This is a genomic window from Allobosea sp. RIT-PG3_2 (genome assembly GCF_057321085.1).
Window position 1 is genome coordinate 21526 of sequence record NZ_JBXWCA010000011.1, and the last position, 15938, is coordinate 37463.

Here is a 15938-nt window from a genome sequence, read left to right on the forward strand (position 1 = left end):
AGTGCCACCTTCCGTGAAAGCTGGACTGTAGTTCCGGCGCACATATCTCGTCATGGCCTCTCTTCAGGCCTAAACGCCACTCAGCCGAGCTGTACAGTTTGATCAAGCCAGCTCTCGCGCCGCAATTGATGTTCGCCCACGGCTGAGGTAGCTGTTCCCGCGCTTCTTGAGGTTGTGTGAGCGGGATTTGATATGCAGGCCGTAATTCTAGCTGGAGGGCTCGGTACTCGTCTCAGCGAAGAGACGTTGGTGAAGCCGAAGCCTCTGGTCGAAATCGGGGGGCGGCCTATCCTATGGCATATCATGAAGATGTACGCCGCGCATGGCGTAACAGATTTCATCGTTTGCCTCGGATATAAGGGGCATCTGATCAAAGAATTTTTTGCGAACTACACATTGCACATGTCCGATGTGACCTTCGATCTGGCCGCTCATTCAATGACGACGCATCGCAACGAGGCAGAAGACTGGCGAGTCACTTTGATCGACACGGGCGAAGCCACAATGACCGGTGGGCGCCTTGCTCGGGTATTGGACCTTATCGAGGGCGACGCCTTCTGTCTGACCTATGGAGACGGAGTCTCCGACGTCAATATTGGAGAGTCCATCCGCTTCCACCGCAAGCATGGAAAGCTGGCGACAGTGACAGCTGTCTATCCTCCCCTTCGCTTCGGCATTCTCGATTTGGAGGGCGACCGCGTGATGAGCTTCCGCGAGAAGCCGAAGGGCGAGGGCGGCTTCATTAACGGGGGCTTTTTCGTTCTTTCTCCTCTGGTCGGCCGGCTCATTGCTGGCGATTCAACCGTATGGGAACAAGAGCCATTGGAGCGGCTTGCTGCAGATGGCGAATTGCGCGCCTTCCGTCATGAAGGCTTTTTTCAACCGATGGATACGATCCGCGATCGGACTTATCTTGAGCAGCTCTGGGCTTCGGGAAGCCCACCTTGGAAGCAGTGGTGATGGCTTCTTTCTGGGCAGGGCGGCGCGTCTTGCTGACCGGGCAGACGGGGTTCAAGGGTGCATGGCTTGCCTTCTGGCTAGCTGAATTGGGGGCCGAGGTTTCAGGTCTGGCACTTCCTCCGATCACCTCGCCCAACCTGCATGATCTGCTCGACCTGAAGACGCGCGGCCGCTTCGTTCAAGCCGATATCAACGACCGAGTAGCGCTCGACGCGCTGATCGCTGAGGCGAGGCCGGAGGTGGTCATCCACATGGCTGCCCAGGCGTTGGTGCGGCACTCTTATGCTGAGCCGGTCGAGACATTTGCGACCAATGTTCTCGGCACCGTGTCGCTGCTCGACGCATTGCGTAAGTGCGACGCAACGCGCGCGGTGCTCATCGTGACAAGCGACAAAGCCTACGAGAATCGTGAATGGGCATGGGGATATCGCGAGACAGATGCCCTTGGGGGGCACGACCCCTATAGCGCCAGCAAGGGCTGCACTGAACTTGCCGCTATCTCCATGAGGCGCAGCTTCTACGGCCCTGGTAAGCATCCTGCCCGCATCGCGACACTGCGCGCGGGCAATGTGATCGGCGGCGGTGACTGGTCGGCTGACCGATTGATCCCCGACATCGTGCGCGGCTGTCTGAGCGATGACGCTCTGGTTCGACTGCGCAACCCCACAGCGGTTCGGCCTTGGCAGCACGTACTCGAGCCGCTCTCGGCCTACCTGATGCTCGCAGAGCATCTTTGGACTGGCCGTGACGGTTTTGATGAGGCGTGGAATATAGGTCCTGACCCTGCGGAGAACCGTCAGGTACTCGATGTGGCGCAAGCCATGGTGCGCGCTCTGGGGCAAGGCCGTATCGAGATCACGCCGGATTCTGGCGCGCCGCACGAGGCGAAGCTATTGGCCCTCGATTGCAGTAAAGCGCGGGCGCGCCTCGGCTGGACGCCCAGGCTTGATTTTGCTGCAACCGTGGCAATGACGGCGGACTGGTATGGTGCGTGGTTGCGCGGCGAAGATGTCGTGGCGTTGACCCGCGCGCAGATCGCCATGATGGGAACAAGGGCGGCATGAATCAAATCGATACGGAGGCTCTGGCCCGCCGTCTACGTCGCCACGCGCTGCGCATGACGCACCGTGCTCGCGCCTCCCATGTCGGCTCGTGCCTGTCGATGGCTGACATCATGGCCGTGCTCTATGGCGGGATCATGCGCATCGATTCCACGCGCCCGGACTGGACCGAGCGCGACCGCCTTATCGTGAGCAAAGGGCATGCCGCGGCGATTGTTTATGCGGCGCTTGCCGAAAAGGGATTCCTCCCCCTGGCTGAGCTCGACACTTACTCCGCCGATGGCGGCCGCTTGGCGGGGCATGTCACTACGATGGTGCCGGGTGTGGAGCTTTCGACGGGTTCGCTAGGTCATGGATTGCCGGTGGCTGCCGGGATGGCGCTAGCCGCGCAGCGTTCAGGGTCCACCTGGCGCAGCTTCTGCGTGGTTAGCGATGGCGAACTCGATGAGGGGTCCAATTGGGAAGCGATCCAATTCGCGCAGCATTTCCGCCTGTCCAATCTTACCTTGATCGTGGACTACAACAAGATTCAGAGCTTCGGCAGCGTCGCCGAGGTGAGCGATCTGCATCCCCTTGCCGAGAAGTTCCGTGCATTCAACTGGGGGGTGCACGAGCTGGACGGTCATGACCATGCCGCGCTCATCGAAACGCTATCGGGCCCGCCTCCACGTGAGGGTCGACCGACTGCGATCGTGGCGCACACGATAAAGGGCAAGGGTATCTCGTTTATGGAAGGCCAATTGCTCTGGCACTATCGCAACCCGGATGTCGCGCAGCTCGAAGCCGCATTGGCTGAGTTGGAAGAGGTGGCATGAGAACCGAGACGATCGACGCGCTGACCGCTTACGCGCACGCCAACCCCGATGTGATGCTACTGACGGCCGATCTAGGCTACTCGGTGCTGGAGCGCTTCGCCGAGGCCTTGCCAACACAATATGCCAATGTCGGAGTCTGCGAGCAGGCCATGGTTGGAATCGCGGCAGGCCTCGCCCTCTCGGGGCGTCGCGTGGTGCTCTATTCGATCGCGAATTTCCCGACATTGCGCTGCCTTGAACAGTTGCGCAATGACGTGTGCTATCACAATCTGCCCGTGACGGTGATCTCGGTTGGCGGTGGCCTCGCTTATGGTGCGCAGGGCTATACGCATCATGGCGTCGAGGATCTTGGCATCATGGCGATGCTGCCCAACATGGTGGTGGCCTGCCCAGCCGACCCTCTCGAAGCGATGGCACTGTTGCCTCAGCTTCTCGACCGCCGCTGTCCGGCCTATCTCCGCCTCGGACGTTCGGGCGAGCCTGCTTTGCATGCTCCCGGTACGGTGATCGAGTTGGCACGTGCGGTCACGCTGCGTGCGGGGACCGACATCGCCCTGCTTGCGACTGGACCGATCCTCGGTCGCGCGCTCTCGGCGGCTGACGCGCTCGCCGGGCGCGGGATCTCTGCCAGCGTGCTGAGCTTCCCCGGCTTTCGCCCGTTGGATGAGGCGGCGGTGTTGGAAGCTGCACGATCGCATCGTGCCATTCTCACGATTGAGGAACATAATATCAGCGGCGGCTTCGGTAGCCGTGTCGCTGATCTGCTACTCACGCATGGCCTCTCGCCACGCTTCGGCAAGTATGGCGTGACAGAGGCGTTAAGCGGTCAGATTGGCAGTCAAGCTTGGCTGCTGGATCGATTGGGCTCGATCGAAGATCACGCGGCCCGTTTGCTGTGAAGCTCTTTCTTACCGGAGCAACTGGGTTCGTCGGCGCAGAGACATTGCGAGTCGCTCTGGAGGATGGGCACGAGGTCGCAGCAGCCATCAGGCCAGGCTCGCCCGCGCCACGCCTCGCTCGGCTGGCTGGGCGCTTCGCACGGCTTGACATCGATCTGCGCGATCAGGCAGCACTGACGGCAGCCATGACCAAGTATCGCCCTGACGCTGTGCTCCACTTGGCTTGGTCTGGGGTGGCGAATGCAGCTCGATTTGACCGCCGACAGATCACTGACAATGTCGAGGCTGCTTGTGCGCTGGTCGAGGCTTGTGTCGCTGCCGGAGTGAATAGCTTCGTTGGTGTTGGCAGCCAAGGCGAATACGGAGCAGGGTCCTCGATGCGCGAGGATGTTTTGCCGGAGCCGACGACGCTCTATGGTGCTGCCAAAGTGGCCTCGCTTTTCCTGACACGGCAACTCGCAGCGCAGGCGGGTATCAGGCATGCTTGGCTGCGTCTGTTTTCGACTTACGGACCAGACGATAATGACGGTTGGCTGATCCCAATGCTCGTGACCGAAATGCTGGCTGGGCGCCGACTGAAAACGACGCTGGGCACGCAAAGCTGGGATTGGCTGCATGTGGAGGACGTCGCCCGCGGTATTCTCGCAGTTGCTACGACCGAGTCCGCCGCAGGTGTGTTTAATCTCGGCTCGGGACGGGCGGTACGGGTACGCGATGTCGTCAAGCGCATTCGCGATCTCACCGCGCCGGGCATGGAACTGATCTTTGGCGAGATACCGTTTCGACCGGATCAGGTTATGCACATGGAGGCCGACAATGCACGCTTGCGTGCCGCAACGGGTTGGGAGCCGCGCATCGACATAGATACCGGGCTTGCCGATACGGTCGAGTGGTACCGAGCACACCCGAGATGACTGCGGAGTGGTGGCGAATTCTGCGTTTTCTTGCCGTCGGTGGGCTGAATACGGCCTTCGGCTATGTGAGCTATGCGGTGCTCGTGCTGGTCGGCATGCCCCTGTGGCTTGCGGTTGCAGGAGCGATGGGGCTCGCTTTCCTCTTTAATTTTTTCAGCTATGGCGGGTTGGTATTCGGCAGCACTTCGCGCCGCCTATTGCCGCGCTTCCTGGTTTTCTACATTGCGCTCGGCACATTGAATTTCGTATTGCTGCACCTGTTGGAATGGGTCGGGCTCGGCCCGCTGATCGCGCAGGCTGTTCTCGTCCCAATCCTGGCTACATGCGTCTATTTTGGTTTGCGCGGTTTCGTTTTCCGTGGACAGTCGCCGCGCCCCGCGCCATGAGAACGCCATGAGCAAAACATCCGTCGTTGAGGAGTTCAAGCCCATTCCGATTCGGCGGAGCGCGGGAGCACTGGGCCGGATCGCCTTTGCCGCGCGCATGACGCTGGATCTTCAGTTGCTGACCTGTACGCGCTTCCTCGTACCGCATCTGGCTGAGATGCAGGGCAATGTGCTGGATGTCGGTTGCGGCGAAATGCCTTTTCGCAGCCTTTTGCCAGAGACCGTGCACTATACGGGGCTTGATGTACCCGTGGCCGATGATTTCGGTATGCGGCGCCACCCCGAGATCGTGGATTTCGACGGCATGACCATTCCTTTCGCGAATGGCAGCCAGGAATGCATCCTCTGCACAGAGGTTCTGGAACATGCGGAGGATCCGGTCGCTCTGATATCGGAGATGTACCGCGTGTTGCAGCCAGGCGGCACGCTGGTCGCCACGGTGCCCTTCTCGGCTCGCGTGCATCACGCGCCGCATGATTATCATCGCTTCACGCGCTATCGTCTTGCGCGCATGTTCTCGAGCTTCGACAGCGTGACGATCGAAGAGCGCGGCGACGATCTAGCCGTGGTCGCCAACAAACTGATTGTCGTCTGCATGCGACTCGCCAAGCCATCCCATCCTTGGCGCCTGCCGTTGCTGCTGCTGGCGGTGCCTCCCGCTCTGCTGGCTCTTGGTCTAGCGCATCTTTCTCTCTGCTTCGGCTGGGGCTCAAAGGCTGATCCGCTCGGCTATGGTATCGTCGCCCGAAAGGTCTGACTGTCACATGTCTCGATTCACCCTGCAGGACGAGCGTGGATTCAATCAGGTTTTTGCACCGGTCGGATCCACGCCGTTGCGCATGCGCCGGCGCGGCGATTGGTTTGTCACGCAGATTGCGCGTTTCGGAGCACAGCGCGTCCTGGAGATCGGCAGCGGCACTGGGGAGACGGCGGCGTACCTTGCGACACACAGCAACGCGGAGATTGTCGCTGTCGATATCAGTGAAGCTTTTGTCGCGGAGGCCCGCGCAAGGCACTCCGCTCCCAATTTGCGCTATGAGCTGTTCGACCTTCTTGGCGACAAGCCTATGGCTTTCGGTCGGTTCGACATGGTGTGCGGCAATGGAATCCTGCACCATCTGGTGCAGCGTCTCCCCGACGTTTTGAGCGCGCTGCATGGTTTAACCAATCCCGGCGGGGGCCTTGCCTTCGTCGAACCGAATTTCCTCAACCCGTATTGCGCCTTCATTTTTGGCACAAAGATTGGGCGCCGTTTCGCGAGGCTGGAGCCGGACGAGATGGCATTTACGCCTGGCGAATTGCGAAGGGCGCTTCCAGCGGCAGGTTGGCGCAATGTGGATGTCGCAACGCGCGACTTCCTTCTGCCGGGCCTGCCTGAAGTCATGGTGAAGCCGAGCCTTGCGATCGAGCCCGCACTGGAGGCGACCGCCGCCACGCGCTGGCTTGCGCAATCTCATTTCATGACGGCGCGGGCCTGAAGCCATGGCGCGCATCTCTATCGTTTCCCCTTGCTATAACGAGGACGAAAATGTCGAGGCCTGTCATGAAGCGGTGCAAGCGCTCTTCGCGCCGGGCGGGCCGCTCGCGCAGTATGAGCGTGAGCACATCTTCTCCGACAATGCCTCGGAGGATTCGACCGTCGAAATCCTCCGGCGCATTGCCGCGGCGGACCCCGCCGTCAAGGTTATCCTGAATGCACGGAATTTCGGGCCCTTCCGATCGAACTTCAACGCGCTGCGCTATGCGACAGGCGATGCGATCCTGGTATTCTTGCCGGTAGATCTGCAGGATCCGCCCGAATTGATCCCTGAGATGGTGCGCCATTGGGAGAATGGCATCGAGGTCGTTGCTGGTGCACGTGCGAACCGTGAGGAGACTTGGGCGCTGCGCACGTGTCGGCGCATTTTCTATCGTATCGTCAACACGCTGTCCGAATTTGAAATTCCGGAGAATGTCGGGGAATTTCAACTGATCGACCGGAAGGTCTGGGAGGTCGTCGTCAGTCACCGCGATCAGTATCCTTATATCAGGGGCATTATTGCTTCGGCAGGATTCCGGCGTCTTATTATCCCCTATACTTGGAAGGCACGGAAGCGCGGCATCTCGAAAAACAATGCTCTTCGCCTGATCGATCAGGCGATGAATGGTATATTTTCCTTTACCGATGCTCCAATGCGCGTATGTAGTTTTCTCGGTTTCGGTGTAGCCAGCCTTGCTCTTCTGTATGCGCTCATCACCTTCGTTTTGGCGTTGCTGGCACAGAGCTCTGCGCCTGCAGGTACGCAGACGATCATCATCGCTCTGTTCTTTTTCTCAGGTGTTCAGCTCATGTTTATAGGCATGATGGGTGAATATATTACGGCTATTCATGCGCAAGTACGTCGAGGTCCGATGGTTGTGGAGCGAGAGAGGATCAATGTTGATCTCGCGCCGGAAAAATCTGAGAATCGCTACAAGAAATGATAGTAGAAAAATTTTGGCTGATACTATCCTATGCGATATTAGGTTCTGCAATTATATTGTGGATCGGCACCGAAGCGTGACCCCACGGGAAGCGGCCCTAAACCATACAAATAGAATGATTATCTTCATTGAGAGAGGGGTCAATCTTCGGCGCTCATTCACAGACGGCCTTCATCGCGAACCGTCGTTGGGCCACGACAGCGAGCGCAACAGGTGTTTTTTTGGGCCCGCCGCGGCGTCGAGCGCTTCCTTCAGGATCTCGGCCTCAAGCGTCTTCTTGCCGAGCAGCCGATGCAGTTCGCGGATCTGGTTTTGCAGCATCCGGTAGTCAGAAGCCGGGACGACCTCCTCCTCCGCCCGCGTCGCCGTCAGCGCACCCTGGTTTGCCAGCCGACGCCAGGAGAACACCTGGTTGGGCGCGATCCCGTGCCGCCGCGCCACTAGGCTAACGCTCATGCCCGGCTCGTAGGTCTCGGCGACAATCGCCAGCTTCTCGGCCGGCGCCCACCGACGCCGCCGCTCTGGTCCCGAAAGGACCTCACTCTTCGATATCGAACCAGTCATAGACACGACATTACTCTTACCCCTTACGGAAGTGGGAGGGCGTGTCCGGTCAATTTGGGGGCTGTTTCACCGAGTTCTGATAACGCTCCTTCAATGCAGCGTCCCGCGAGAAGAAGATCGTCGTGGCCTCAGATGAAGTGCACGATAGTTCCCGATTTCAAAATCATCTGCGACTTCATAAACTGATTGGTAGTCTTCGACCCAATCGGCCAAGATCCCGCGCCGAATGATTACCCACCCATGCCGTCCAAGCCGTTTTTCGGTGTTTCTGAGGATTTTCAGCCGCATCTCTCTCGGGAGAAAAAAAACGTTTGCCGGTCCGTGAATAGCGCTCCACGCTTGCGTTGGCGTAGAGACGATCGGCAGGTAGTTATCATCGATTATTTCGATCGGATCCGAGGACTTCTCTCGAACCCTCGAAATCGACGCACGTACATCTGAAAAATCTTTATCACTCGAAGGGCGTTCATACGAAAACGAGCTTACAACCCTACGAGGGTCGTGGTCGAAGATCGTCCCTTCTTTGATATTTGTAGCCCACGCACCCCAGCCGAAGAGGCTTAGGGAGGCGAGTAGGCTCACGAGCATGCCACGCGCGACCGACCTACTAATAACCCGAGTGTTCGTTGTGAACGTGACTAACAAAACCAGGGCGGTAAACGGTAAGATATTCAAAAAATTATTAGAGTGGCCTCGGCCCATGCAATAAGAAATAGCGGCGAACCCCATAAGCACTACGAGAAGAGAGATGTTTGACGACAGCTTGTCGCGCTTCTCCAAAAGCCCTTGAGTAAGCGTCGACAGGCCAAGGGCCATAGCCGCAGCTGTGAACCAGACAGGTCCCCATGGATCAACTGGCTGAGCGCCAGGCGGGTACATGAGGTATGCAACGTACAGTTCCAGGCTCGGAAGCGAGCCATATAAGATCCGGTACACCGTCAGCATCGCGGCCAGGATCGCAACCGACACTGTCAATAGCTGAAACACGGCTCGCGCTAAAGCGGGCCAAAGGCGCTCTGAAGTTTCGGATGAAGTTCGCCAAATGAAGTATGGCCACCAAACATACGTAACGTGAAAAAGCGCCTCGGGCGACCAAAACGCACCAAGGGCGTAGAACAAGAAGCCGACAGTTTTCCAGTAAGGACCGATGCTAGGCCCCGAAGCCAACATCAGCGCGGCTACCATCAAGATGCCCGGCAGGAATCTCATCCCGCTCACCGACGGCGCAATCTGCGGTGAAGTGACTAAAGGAGGATAAGCGCTCCAAAAGAAGCAGACTGAAATGATGACGAGGATGGCTATCAAGTAATGCCAGATTGAGCGGAACATCAAGCAAGTGAGAAGGGTAATGATTGTTATAGAGAATGCAAAGATCGATATCCCAACGACATAGTGCATTCCGAGCCAGCAGTTATCGCGGCAGGCTGCAGCTATGATGGCAGTCGGTCCAAACCCATACTGCGCTGGGATATCGTAGAGAATGCGAGCTCCGCTGATCATCAGCTCGCTCGGCCCAATGAATGCGCCCCAATGATGCCAAGTGGTGTCGATCGCGAACTCAGAAGACAATATCCCTGTCGAGAAGCTGAGGACTGCACAAACCAGGGCCGCCGCCAGGCCAATCGCCCAGCGGGACTGGCCCGCATACCTCCTGCCGTTTTCAGATCCGTACGCGAGAACCCCAAGCAAAACGACTACCGTCGCCCCGTAGCTGATAATCTCAAAGAGCGAAACGTCTTGATACCGACGCCACCAGATCAAAGTCGAGCCCAGCAGCAGTCCCACGGCCACGGCGCAATATCGCGCGACAGTTGTTGGACCCACTGCTCCGGCCTGCCGAGCATCAGCCGTCGTCCTGATAAAACGTCCGAGGCTGCTTTCGCTTCGCAGCGCCCATTGTACGGCTATCGGCCACAATGCGAACAGGACGCCGAGAGCGACATAGATTAGAAGGGGCAACGGATTGGCAGCCACGATGTTGGTTCTTGATTGCTATCACCTGCCGCGATTCGTGGCAGATGTTGCTGTGAAGTAAATGGATGCGATGAAAGGCGTTATACAGCGAACGGGGAGGCACCCCATCCGGCCGCAGCTCAGTTCGCTTAAACCGGCGCCCTGTTAGGAAGGTTCTTCCAAAGCTCGATCAGCGCTTGGGTGTAGGACTGGCGAATGTCTTCCGGGTCCAACTCTGGGCCCAGTTCGCGATGTAGCCGCGGGAGTTGCCATGCTGGGACCATTGGATAACGATGGTGCTCGTGATGGTAATTGAAATCGCTTCCACACAAGAACAAGCGCTCAAGCTTGCTTGCATAGATGGTACGGGCGGTCGGGCGCCTGCCTTCAAAGTAGTCGCAAATCTCGTAGTCAAGCGACCCATGCTCAGCGAACATCCGCAGCCGGTTGAAAAACAGAAACACGCTGATCAGGGGCAAGATGTAGAACGCCGGGTAACGCCAGAGCTCATCCAGAGTGAAGCCGGCCGTGAGGATGGCGGCAATTATAACTTGCACTAAGAATATCAAGCCATAAGAGCGGAGATTGCTGGTGAAGATCCACTCTTCGTCGTGGGCCCATTTCTCCTGCTTTACCGCCGCGCCAGGGCGGCGAATATAGTCGCCGATCTTGTCGAAGAGAATGCTGCCGACAAGCGGGCCGAGGAGGAATGAGACGAACTCGCCACGAGACCGGAAGCGCACGAAATAGTCCGACGCGCCAGGGTCCTCCGGTTTTCCGAAGTCGCGGTGATGGTCCATGTGCTGGACGCGGATTGCATCGAACGAAGTGCCAATAAGCGGCGCGAGTATGGAGCCTGCAACAACGTTCTCGGACTTGGTTGGGAAGAGCGAATAGTGCAGGCAGTCGTGGACAGGAAAAAACAGGCGATGTTGTACGCATCCCACTGTAAAAAATAATATCGCATACTGCCAGAGGGCATCTGCCCGACTTGCCAAAAATAAGATGCAGAAGAAGAGCGCGACGTTCCCGCCAACCTGCAGATATCCTCGCAGCCGTGACTTTTGGAGAAAAGATCTATCGAGCTTGCGGCGCTTCCCGTTGGGCGCGGAAGCAGTGCTTTGATCGAGCATCCCTGGCGGGGTTGTTTGCGAGGCCGTCATCGGATTTTCCGCAGGTTGATTTGCATGTTCGAACTCGTGCCGGCTAGGCGCGTTTGCAGAATTTCAAGTGGGGTGAACAGCGCCAATAGCAGAACATTCTGGTGATGAAAATATTTCGCGAAGCGCTTTAGTATTCGGTGGTCAGCGCAATAGCTTTTTAGTGAGTGTATCCAAGCAACAGGATTCACTAAAGATGCGGTGCCAATGACTTCGAAGCCCACTTCACGTGCGAGTTCAACAAAGTTGCTCTTGTTGAATATGTAAAAATGCCGCGGAATATGATAAACTGACCAATATCTTTTGCTAAGAAGTCGAAAATCCCAGCTGTCGATATCCGGCGTCTCGATGGAGAGAACTCCTCCGGGCTTAAGAATGCTGGCCATTTTCTGGAGAACCTCGCGGGGATCGCGAACATGCTCGATCAACTGGTGCATCACCGCGAGATCGAACTTGCTATGCCACTCCGAGAGATCGAGCCTGCTGATGTCGCCGCTCCTGCCATCATAGCCCCGAGCACGCAGGCGCTGGATAGCTTCCTCGCTCCAGTCTACGCCGTGAAGTTGCCATCCGGGCGGGCAGGCGGTGCGCAAAATGTCCAATAATCTGCCGTCACCGCAGCCAATGTCGACGACGGAAGCGTCGGCTGAGGGTACGAGAGCCGTATAGACGCGACCCTTGGCACGGGCCATCCAGGCTCTGACCCGCGCAACAACAGGGTTCGCCGTCGCCGTCTCACTGAACGCGTAATAGTGCGGCGGGTAAATGACCGGCAACGCCGACTCCGCTGGGATATCTCGCGGGAAAATCAGCTTGCAGGTTGTACATTGCAGATAGTCGATCTCTTCGTGCGTCGAGTCGTACTCAAAATCCCATCCGCGGCCGACAACCTCATGGTTTGATCGCATATCGCACCGGTTAAATGGGCAAACCGGCGGCTCTGTTTCGAAAGGCTTCGATCTCGCCGAAGCGGCGTTGGGCGCGATCTGCAACACGGTATTCATCCCGATTGGCAAAGCTGACTACCCCAGCTTTCGACGGTGGTTAGCGGGCGCGCCTTGGACACGCCACCTATTTTCTCACGTACTCTACGAATTGCTCCGTGTTCGGGTCAATCGCAGTTCGGAGAGGTGCCATCGTGCTTGGGTCGTGCAATGGCAGTGACTTCTAATAGGGGCCGGGCCGTCTCTCGGCAAGGCCCGGACCATCTCGATCGGGCCGGCTGGAGTGCCGCATGTCGATCGATCTCGCAGCGTAGAAGCTCGGCCGCCACTTCACCCCGGATCTGCTTCATCCCTCTCAGCTTATCCGGGACGCCTTCCGGCGCTGCACGCAGCTGCGCCCGCAGCAGCCAGGCTAGAAGCACTGCGCCGGGGCACAGGGCCATTCATCCCGGTCTAAACTTGAGTGTGGTCAGCGCCGAGATGGTATCTTGAATACTGCATATCCATCAGCCGAGAACACAGCTTGTGTCATGACAGCAGTGGGAAGCCGATCGGGTGGCGACGCAACCCATCTAATGCCCGCATCCAGCGCCGTGCGATAAAGATCCTCGAGTGTCGTCGCTTCGCGCAACCGGGCCACGACGGTCTCGCGACTCGTAATTACGTCCGCAGGAATGCCCCACAGGTCCCAAGCTACGTGGCTTTTCAGCGAGATCACAAAGGTCGCACGTTCCGAAAGTGACGTGAGGTGGCCAAGATTGGGCACTTCTCCGTCATCTCCGATGCCGATGATAACGTCCGAAGGTGCAGCATTGCGCTGAATGAATTCTGCAGCTCGCAACAGCCCGGGCGCAATGTCGACGTGGTTGACTTGATTCATCCATTCGGCGTGACCCGCTTGAGCTATGCGTTGCATCCCAAATGGCAAAGGCAACAAAAGCAGGCCAAGCACTGACAGAATAGGACGCGCTAGCCTCGGTAAGCACGCCTCCAAGGCCCGGACCAGCATACACGCGGTCCAGGCCGCCAGTACGACATACACCAGCGGAAACGGACGATGCTGGAACTCATCGTTCTTTGATATGGGAAACGTGAGTACGACGGCGCAGTAGGCGAGGACAAAAACTAGAGGAAGAAGGTCGAAACGCCTATCGATGCTGCGGGTGCGGCACCATATGGCTCCTATTGCGTAACTCGGGAGCAGAGCACCGAAGGCAGTAAGCAATAGCACCCCGAGCAAGCTCGGAACCGCGACAAATTCGGGCCAGCCTTCAACGGCGACCCGCTCCCGAGGCAGCATGGCAGATAGCGTCCGGAGGGGAGCCCATTCCTCTTGCAGCAGCGCAGGCCCGCGCGGCAAGAGGTGGACGGTCGACAAGCCGAGCACGACGACGCCTATGCATACTGCGAGGATCGCCCAGGGCAGCCAGCGAGACTGAAACTGCCAGTGAAGCATCAGGAAAGCGAGGCCCGCCAATCCCATTACCGGCAACAACTGGGCCTTGAACATACTCACGCTAAGCGCCAGCACCGCTGCAAGCACGGCAGTTCGCCAGCAGGCATGCCGCACTGATAGGACAGCTAAGACGATTGCTAGCGCGCAAAGACCAACAGCTTGGGCCGTTGTCGTAATTTGTAGGAGCCAATGGAAGTCGTAATAGGGATTATGAAAACCGTACCACCCTGCGCTCGGCAGAAGAAATACCGCGCCAAGGGCTGCCGCGGCGCCGCCGCTCCCCTGCAGGGCGTCACCTAGCGCCCAAATAGACAGGCCCATGATGACGAAGGCTAACGGTGGACCAAATGCCGTTGCAATTGCGATGGCAGGAGCACCTGTAACGGCGTTGATTACGGAGGGTAGCATATAGGAAGCGTAGTGGTAGATCGGCAGGGGTACGCCGTGCGCATAGATCCAAGACTGGCCGAGATCTGAGAAGTGAGCAAACTGGCTTACCATGGCACTGTGGAAGAAGAAATCACTCCAGGCTGCGAAAGTATAGGTATGCTGAAGAGCCGGCACGGCCATGATGGCCTGCCATGACCAGACGGTCGAGATAACGCAGATCGCAGAAATGAAACCCCAGTCCCGCATGGCATCCCGCATTTCGCCACGGAGGCCGCGGGCGAACACTGCAGCAAGCAGGGCCGCGAGTGCGAGGACGATCAAAAAGGCGGCGCCTGCAGAAATCCGAAACACAAGAGAGATTGCGAGAAGCAGGAGCGCTGTCGTGATCAGGCCCAGCCCAAGCGAAAGCGGAAATCTCCCAGCCACCGAAGGGGTTATCTTGCTAAGGCTCACAAGGGCGCTGCCGGATACAAGACCAGCCAGCAGCAACAGAAAGAGGGTTGCGAGCGCCGGCACAAAGAATGCTACTCCGGCGCTGAGTGCCACCGGAAGGGCCAGGCCGCCGCTTAGGATCAACAGACCGACAGAATCGAGAGCGACGAGAGAGAAAAATGGCCGAGGAGCAACGAGAGATTGAAACAAATTCCGCGAGGTGAAACCGAGGGCCATGCGGCGAGTGCTCGTCGAGAACAAAACTGCAATGCGTGGGCTATCGCTAATCCGAGCGATATACAAGCCCGCCGATCACTGCCGGGTGGCGCGCTCTAGATCGTAGCGCGCGGCGCGAAGAAGGAAGGTGAGGCTGTGGGCTGATGGGTTAGCGGGACCTACCGGAAGCCACACGGCCTCTAGATGATTTGGCAGGAGCTTCTGGTCGTGCGCCTACGTCCATTGCCGAGATAGCCGCCACCTGTTCCAGACGGCAGCCTCGCCGGATTACCGAATGGCTCCTGCCGGTTCGGTCTGATCCTCCCTGTTGAACTTGGGCCGGGCTCCGAAAGGGGCTCGGCCCTTTTTCGCTTCAGCGCAGCCTCGTTCTGTCTCGCTGTACCGCATAAAACTCGTGGGTATCAGCCCGGCTCATGAGGTTCTTGGATCCGCATTGGGAGCAGCGGTAGCGCAGGCAGATATCCGGCATGGCCGTCTCGGGCGGGAGGCCGCTCACGTCGATTCCGGACTTGTTGTGGTTGCAGTCGTTGCAGAACATCTCGGCCAGCTTCAGGCCCTGCCCCGGGTGGTTGCCAACCGTCCCAGACGGGATCTCGCGACCGTTCTCGTCATAGGCGCGGCGCGGGTTCTTCATCGCCAGGCTCCGGCAAACCAGCCATAGCAGAGCACGAACACCAGGAGCATGAACGCCCCTGCCAGCGTGAGGGAGGAGTGACCGCGCATCCTCCGATCTTCACGAGCAGAGCAAGCTTGTCCAGCTGGTCAGCACATGTGGTCTGGTGGGCACCCCTTTTTGATCGGACAGGCGGCATAGCCGATAAGGCATAGGCATTCGCCTATGAGTACGACTATGTCGAAATCCCCTGATGGCCCGTTCTCGCGGGTCGAAGTGATCACCTCGGTGCAGCGCCGACGCCGTTGGTCTGCGGCCGAGAAGGTTCGTCTCGTCGAGGAAGCGATGCAGCCTGGGATGAGCGTGTCATTCGTGGCGCGTCAGGCCGGCATCTCGCTCTCGCAGCTCTTCGCCTGGAAGCGCCGCATGCTGGAAGGGGGGCATGCCGCAGTTCAAGCGGATGAAGACGTCGTCGGCACCTCGCGCGTCCGCGATCTGGAGAAACGCGTTCGCGATCTCGAGCGGCTCCTCGGGCGCAAGACGATGGAGAACGAAATCCTGAAAGAGGCGCTCGACGTCGCCCGCCCAAAAAAACGGACATCGCCCTTGCTGTCCTGGGGCGATCCGACGGACGGTTCACGTGAGCGCGGTGGCACGGATGTGGATCGGCGCCGATCGTGACCCCTCTCTG

The 15938-nt window shown here is 58.5% G+C and carries 14 protein-coding genes and 2 pseudogenes; 10 read left to right on the plus strand and 6 right to left on the minus strand.

The features are described 5' to 3' along the window. Positions 1–192: 192 nt before the first annotated feature. From rfbF to AC2FAN_RS23990, 9 genes are read left to right on the plus strand one after another with little or no spacing between them, the layout of a single operon-like run. A complete protein-coding gene (rfbF, locus tag AC2FAN_RS23950; protein ID WP_485176619.1) occupies positions 193–960 on the plus strand; it encodes a glucose-1-phosphate cytidylyltransferase in 768 nt (255 codons plus the stop codon). Then, entirely contained in the window at positions 954–2024 is a 1071-nt protein-coding gene (gene rfbG / locus AC2FAN_RS23955; protein ID WP_485176754.1) for a CDP-glucose 4,6-dehydratase, read from the plus strand. The genes rfbF and rfbG overlap by 7 nt, the downstream gene beginning before the upstream one ends. After that, positions 2021–2836: a transketolase gene (locus AC2FAN_RS23960; protein ID WP_485176620.1), complete on the plus strand. Its 816-nt coding sequence runs from the start codon at positions 2021–2023 to the stop codon at positions 2834–2836. The genes rfbG and AC2FAN_RS23960 overlap by 4 nt, the downstream gene beginning before the upstream one ends. Next, on the plus strand, positions 2833–3735 hold the full coding sequence (locus AC2FAN_RS23965; RefSeq protein ID WP_485176622.1) for a transketolase family protein: 903 nt from the start codon (positions 2833–2835) through the stop codon (positions 3733–3735). Before AC2FAN_RS23960 ends, AC2FAN_RS23965 begins: the two co-directional genes overlap by 4 nt. Then, positions 3732–4649 carry an NAD-dependent epimerase/dehydratase family protein gene (locus AC2FAN_RS23970; RefSeq protein ID WP_485176623.1) on the plus strand — a complete coding sequence of 306 codons (918 nt, stop codon included), beginning with the start codon at positions 3732–3734 and terminating at the stop codon, positions 4647–4649. The genes AC2FAN_RS23965 and AC2FAN_RS23970 overlap by 4 nt, the downstream gene beginning before the upstream one ends. Further along, positions 4646–5035 carry a GtrA family protein gene (locus AC2FAN_RS23975; RefSeq protein WP_485176624.1) on the plus strand — a complete coding sequence of 130 codons (390 nt, stop codon included), beginning with the start codon at positions 4646–4648 and terminating at the stop codon, positions 5033–5035. The genes AC2FAN_RS23970 and AC2FAN_RS23975 overlap by 4 nt, the downstream gene beginning before the upstream one ends. Positions 5036–5042: 7 nt before the next feature. Continuing rightward, complete coding sequence (locus AC2FAN_RS23980) at positions 5043–5792, plus strand: class I SAM-dependent methyltransferase (RefSeq protein WP_485176625.1); 750 nt, start codon at positions 5043–5045, stop codon at positions 5790–5792. Positions 5793–5799: 7 nt separating this feature from the next. Beyond that, positions 5800–6513 carry a class I SAM-dependent methyltransferase gene (locus tag AC2FAN_RS23985; protein WP_485176626.1) on the plus strand — a complete coding sequence of 238 codons (714 nt, stop codon included), beginning with the start codon at positions 5800–5802 and terminating at the stop codon, positions 6511–6513. Positions 6514–6517: 4 nt separating this feature from the next. Then, the gene (locus AC2FAN_RS23990) at positions 6518–7498 is read left to right on the plus strand and encodes a glycosyltransferase family 2 protein (protein WP_485176627.1); all 981 of its coding nucleotides are present in this window, start codon (positions 6518–6520) and stop codon (positions 7496–7498) included. Between the two features lie 157 nt (positions 7499–7655). On the opposite strand, the pseudogene AC2FAN_RS23995 reads toward AC2FAN_RS23990, so the two are convergent. The 6 genes and pseudogenes from AC2FAN_RS23995 to AC2FAN_RS24020 all read right to left on the minus strand — a co-directional run. Further along, positions 7656–8062: pseudogene (locus AC2FAN_RS23995) on the minus strand (transposase); the annotation flags it as partial. A 90-nt stretch (positions 8063–8152) separates the two neighbouring features. Next, positions 8153–10036, minus strand: coding sequence for a hypothetical protein (locus AC2FAN_RS24000; protein WP_485176628.1), 1884 nt, complete (start codon positions 10034–10036; stop codon positions 8153–8155). A 128-nt stretch (positions 10037–10164) separates the two neighbouring features. Then, complete coding sequence (locus AC2FAN_RS24005) at positions 10165–11178, minus strand: fatty acid desaturase family protein (RefSeq protein ID WP_485176629.1); 1014 nt, start codon at positions 11176–11178, stop codon at positions 10165–10167. Next, positions 11175–12170 (minus strand): class I SAM-dependent methyltransferase, encoded by a 996-nt coding sequence (locus AC2FAN_RS24010; RefSeq protein WP_485176630.1) that lies wholly within the window; start codon positions 12168–12170, stop codon positions 11175–11177. The genes AC2FAN_RS24005 and AC2FAN_RS24010 overlap by 4 nt, the downstream gene beginning before the upstream one ends. A gap of 418 nt (positions 12171–12588) precedes the next feature. Further along, positions 12589–14634 carry a hypothetical protein gene (locus tag AC2FAN_RS24015; RefSeq protein WP_485176631.1) on the minus strand — a complete coding sequence of 682 codons (2046 nt, stop codon included), beginning with the start codon at positions 14632–14634 and terminating at the stop codon, positions 12589–12591. A 352-nt stretch (positions 14635–14986) separates the two neighbouring features. Further along, on the minus strand, positions 14987–15268 hold the full coding sequence (locus AC2FAN_RS24020) for a hypothetical protein (protein WP_485176632.1): 282 nt from the start codon (positions 15266–15268) through the stop codon (positions 14987–14989). A gap of 216 nt (positions 15269–15484) precedes the next feature. Between AC2FAN_RS24020 and AC2FAN_RS24025 the strand changes: the two are divergent. Next, positions 15485–15885, plus strand: a pseudogene (locus tag AC2FAN_RS24025) (transposase); the annotation flags it as partial. Between the last annotated feature and the right edge of the window lie 53 nt (positions 15886–15938).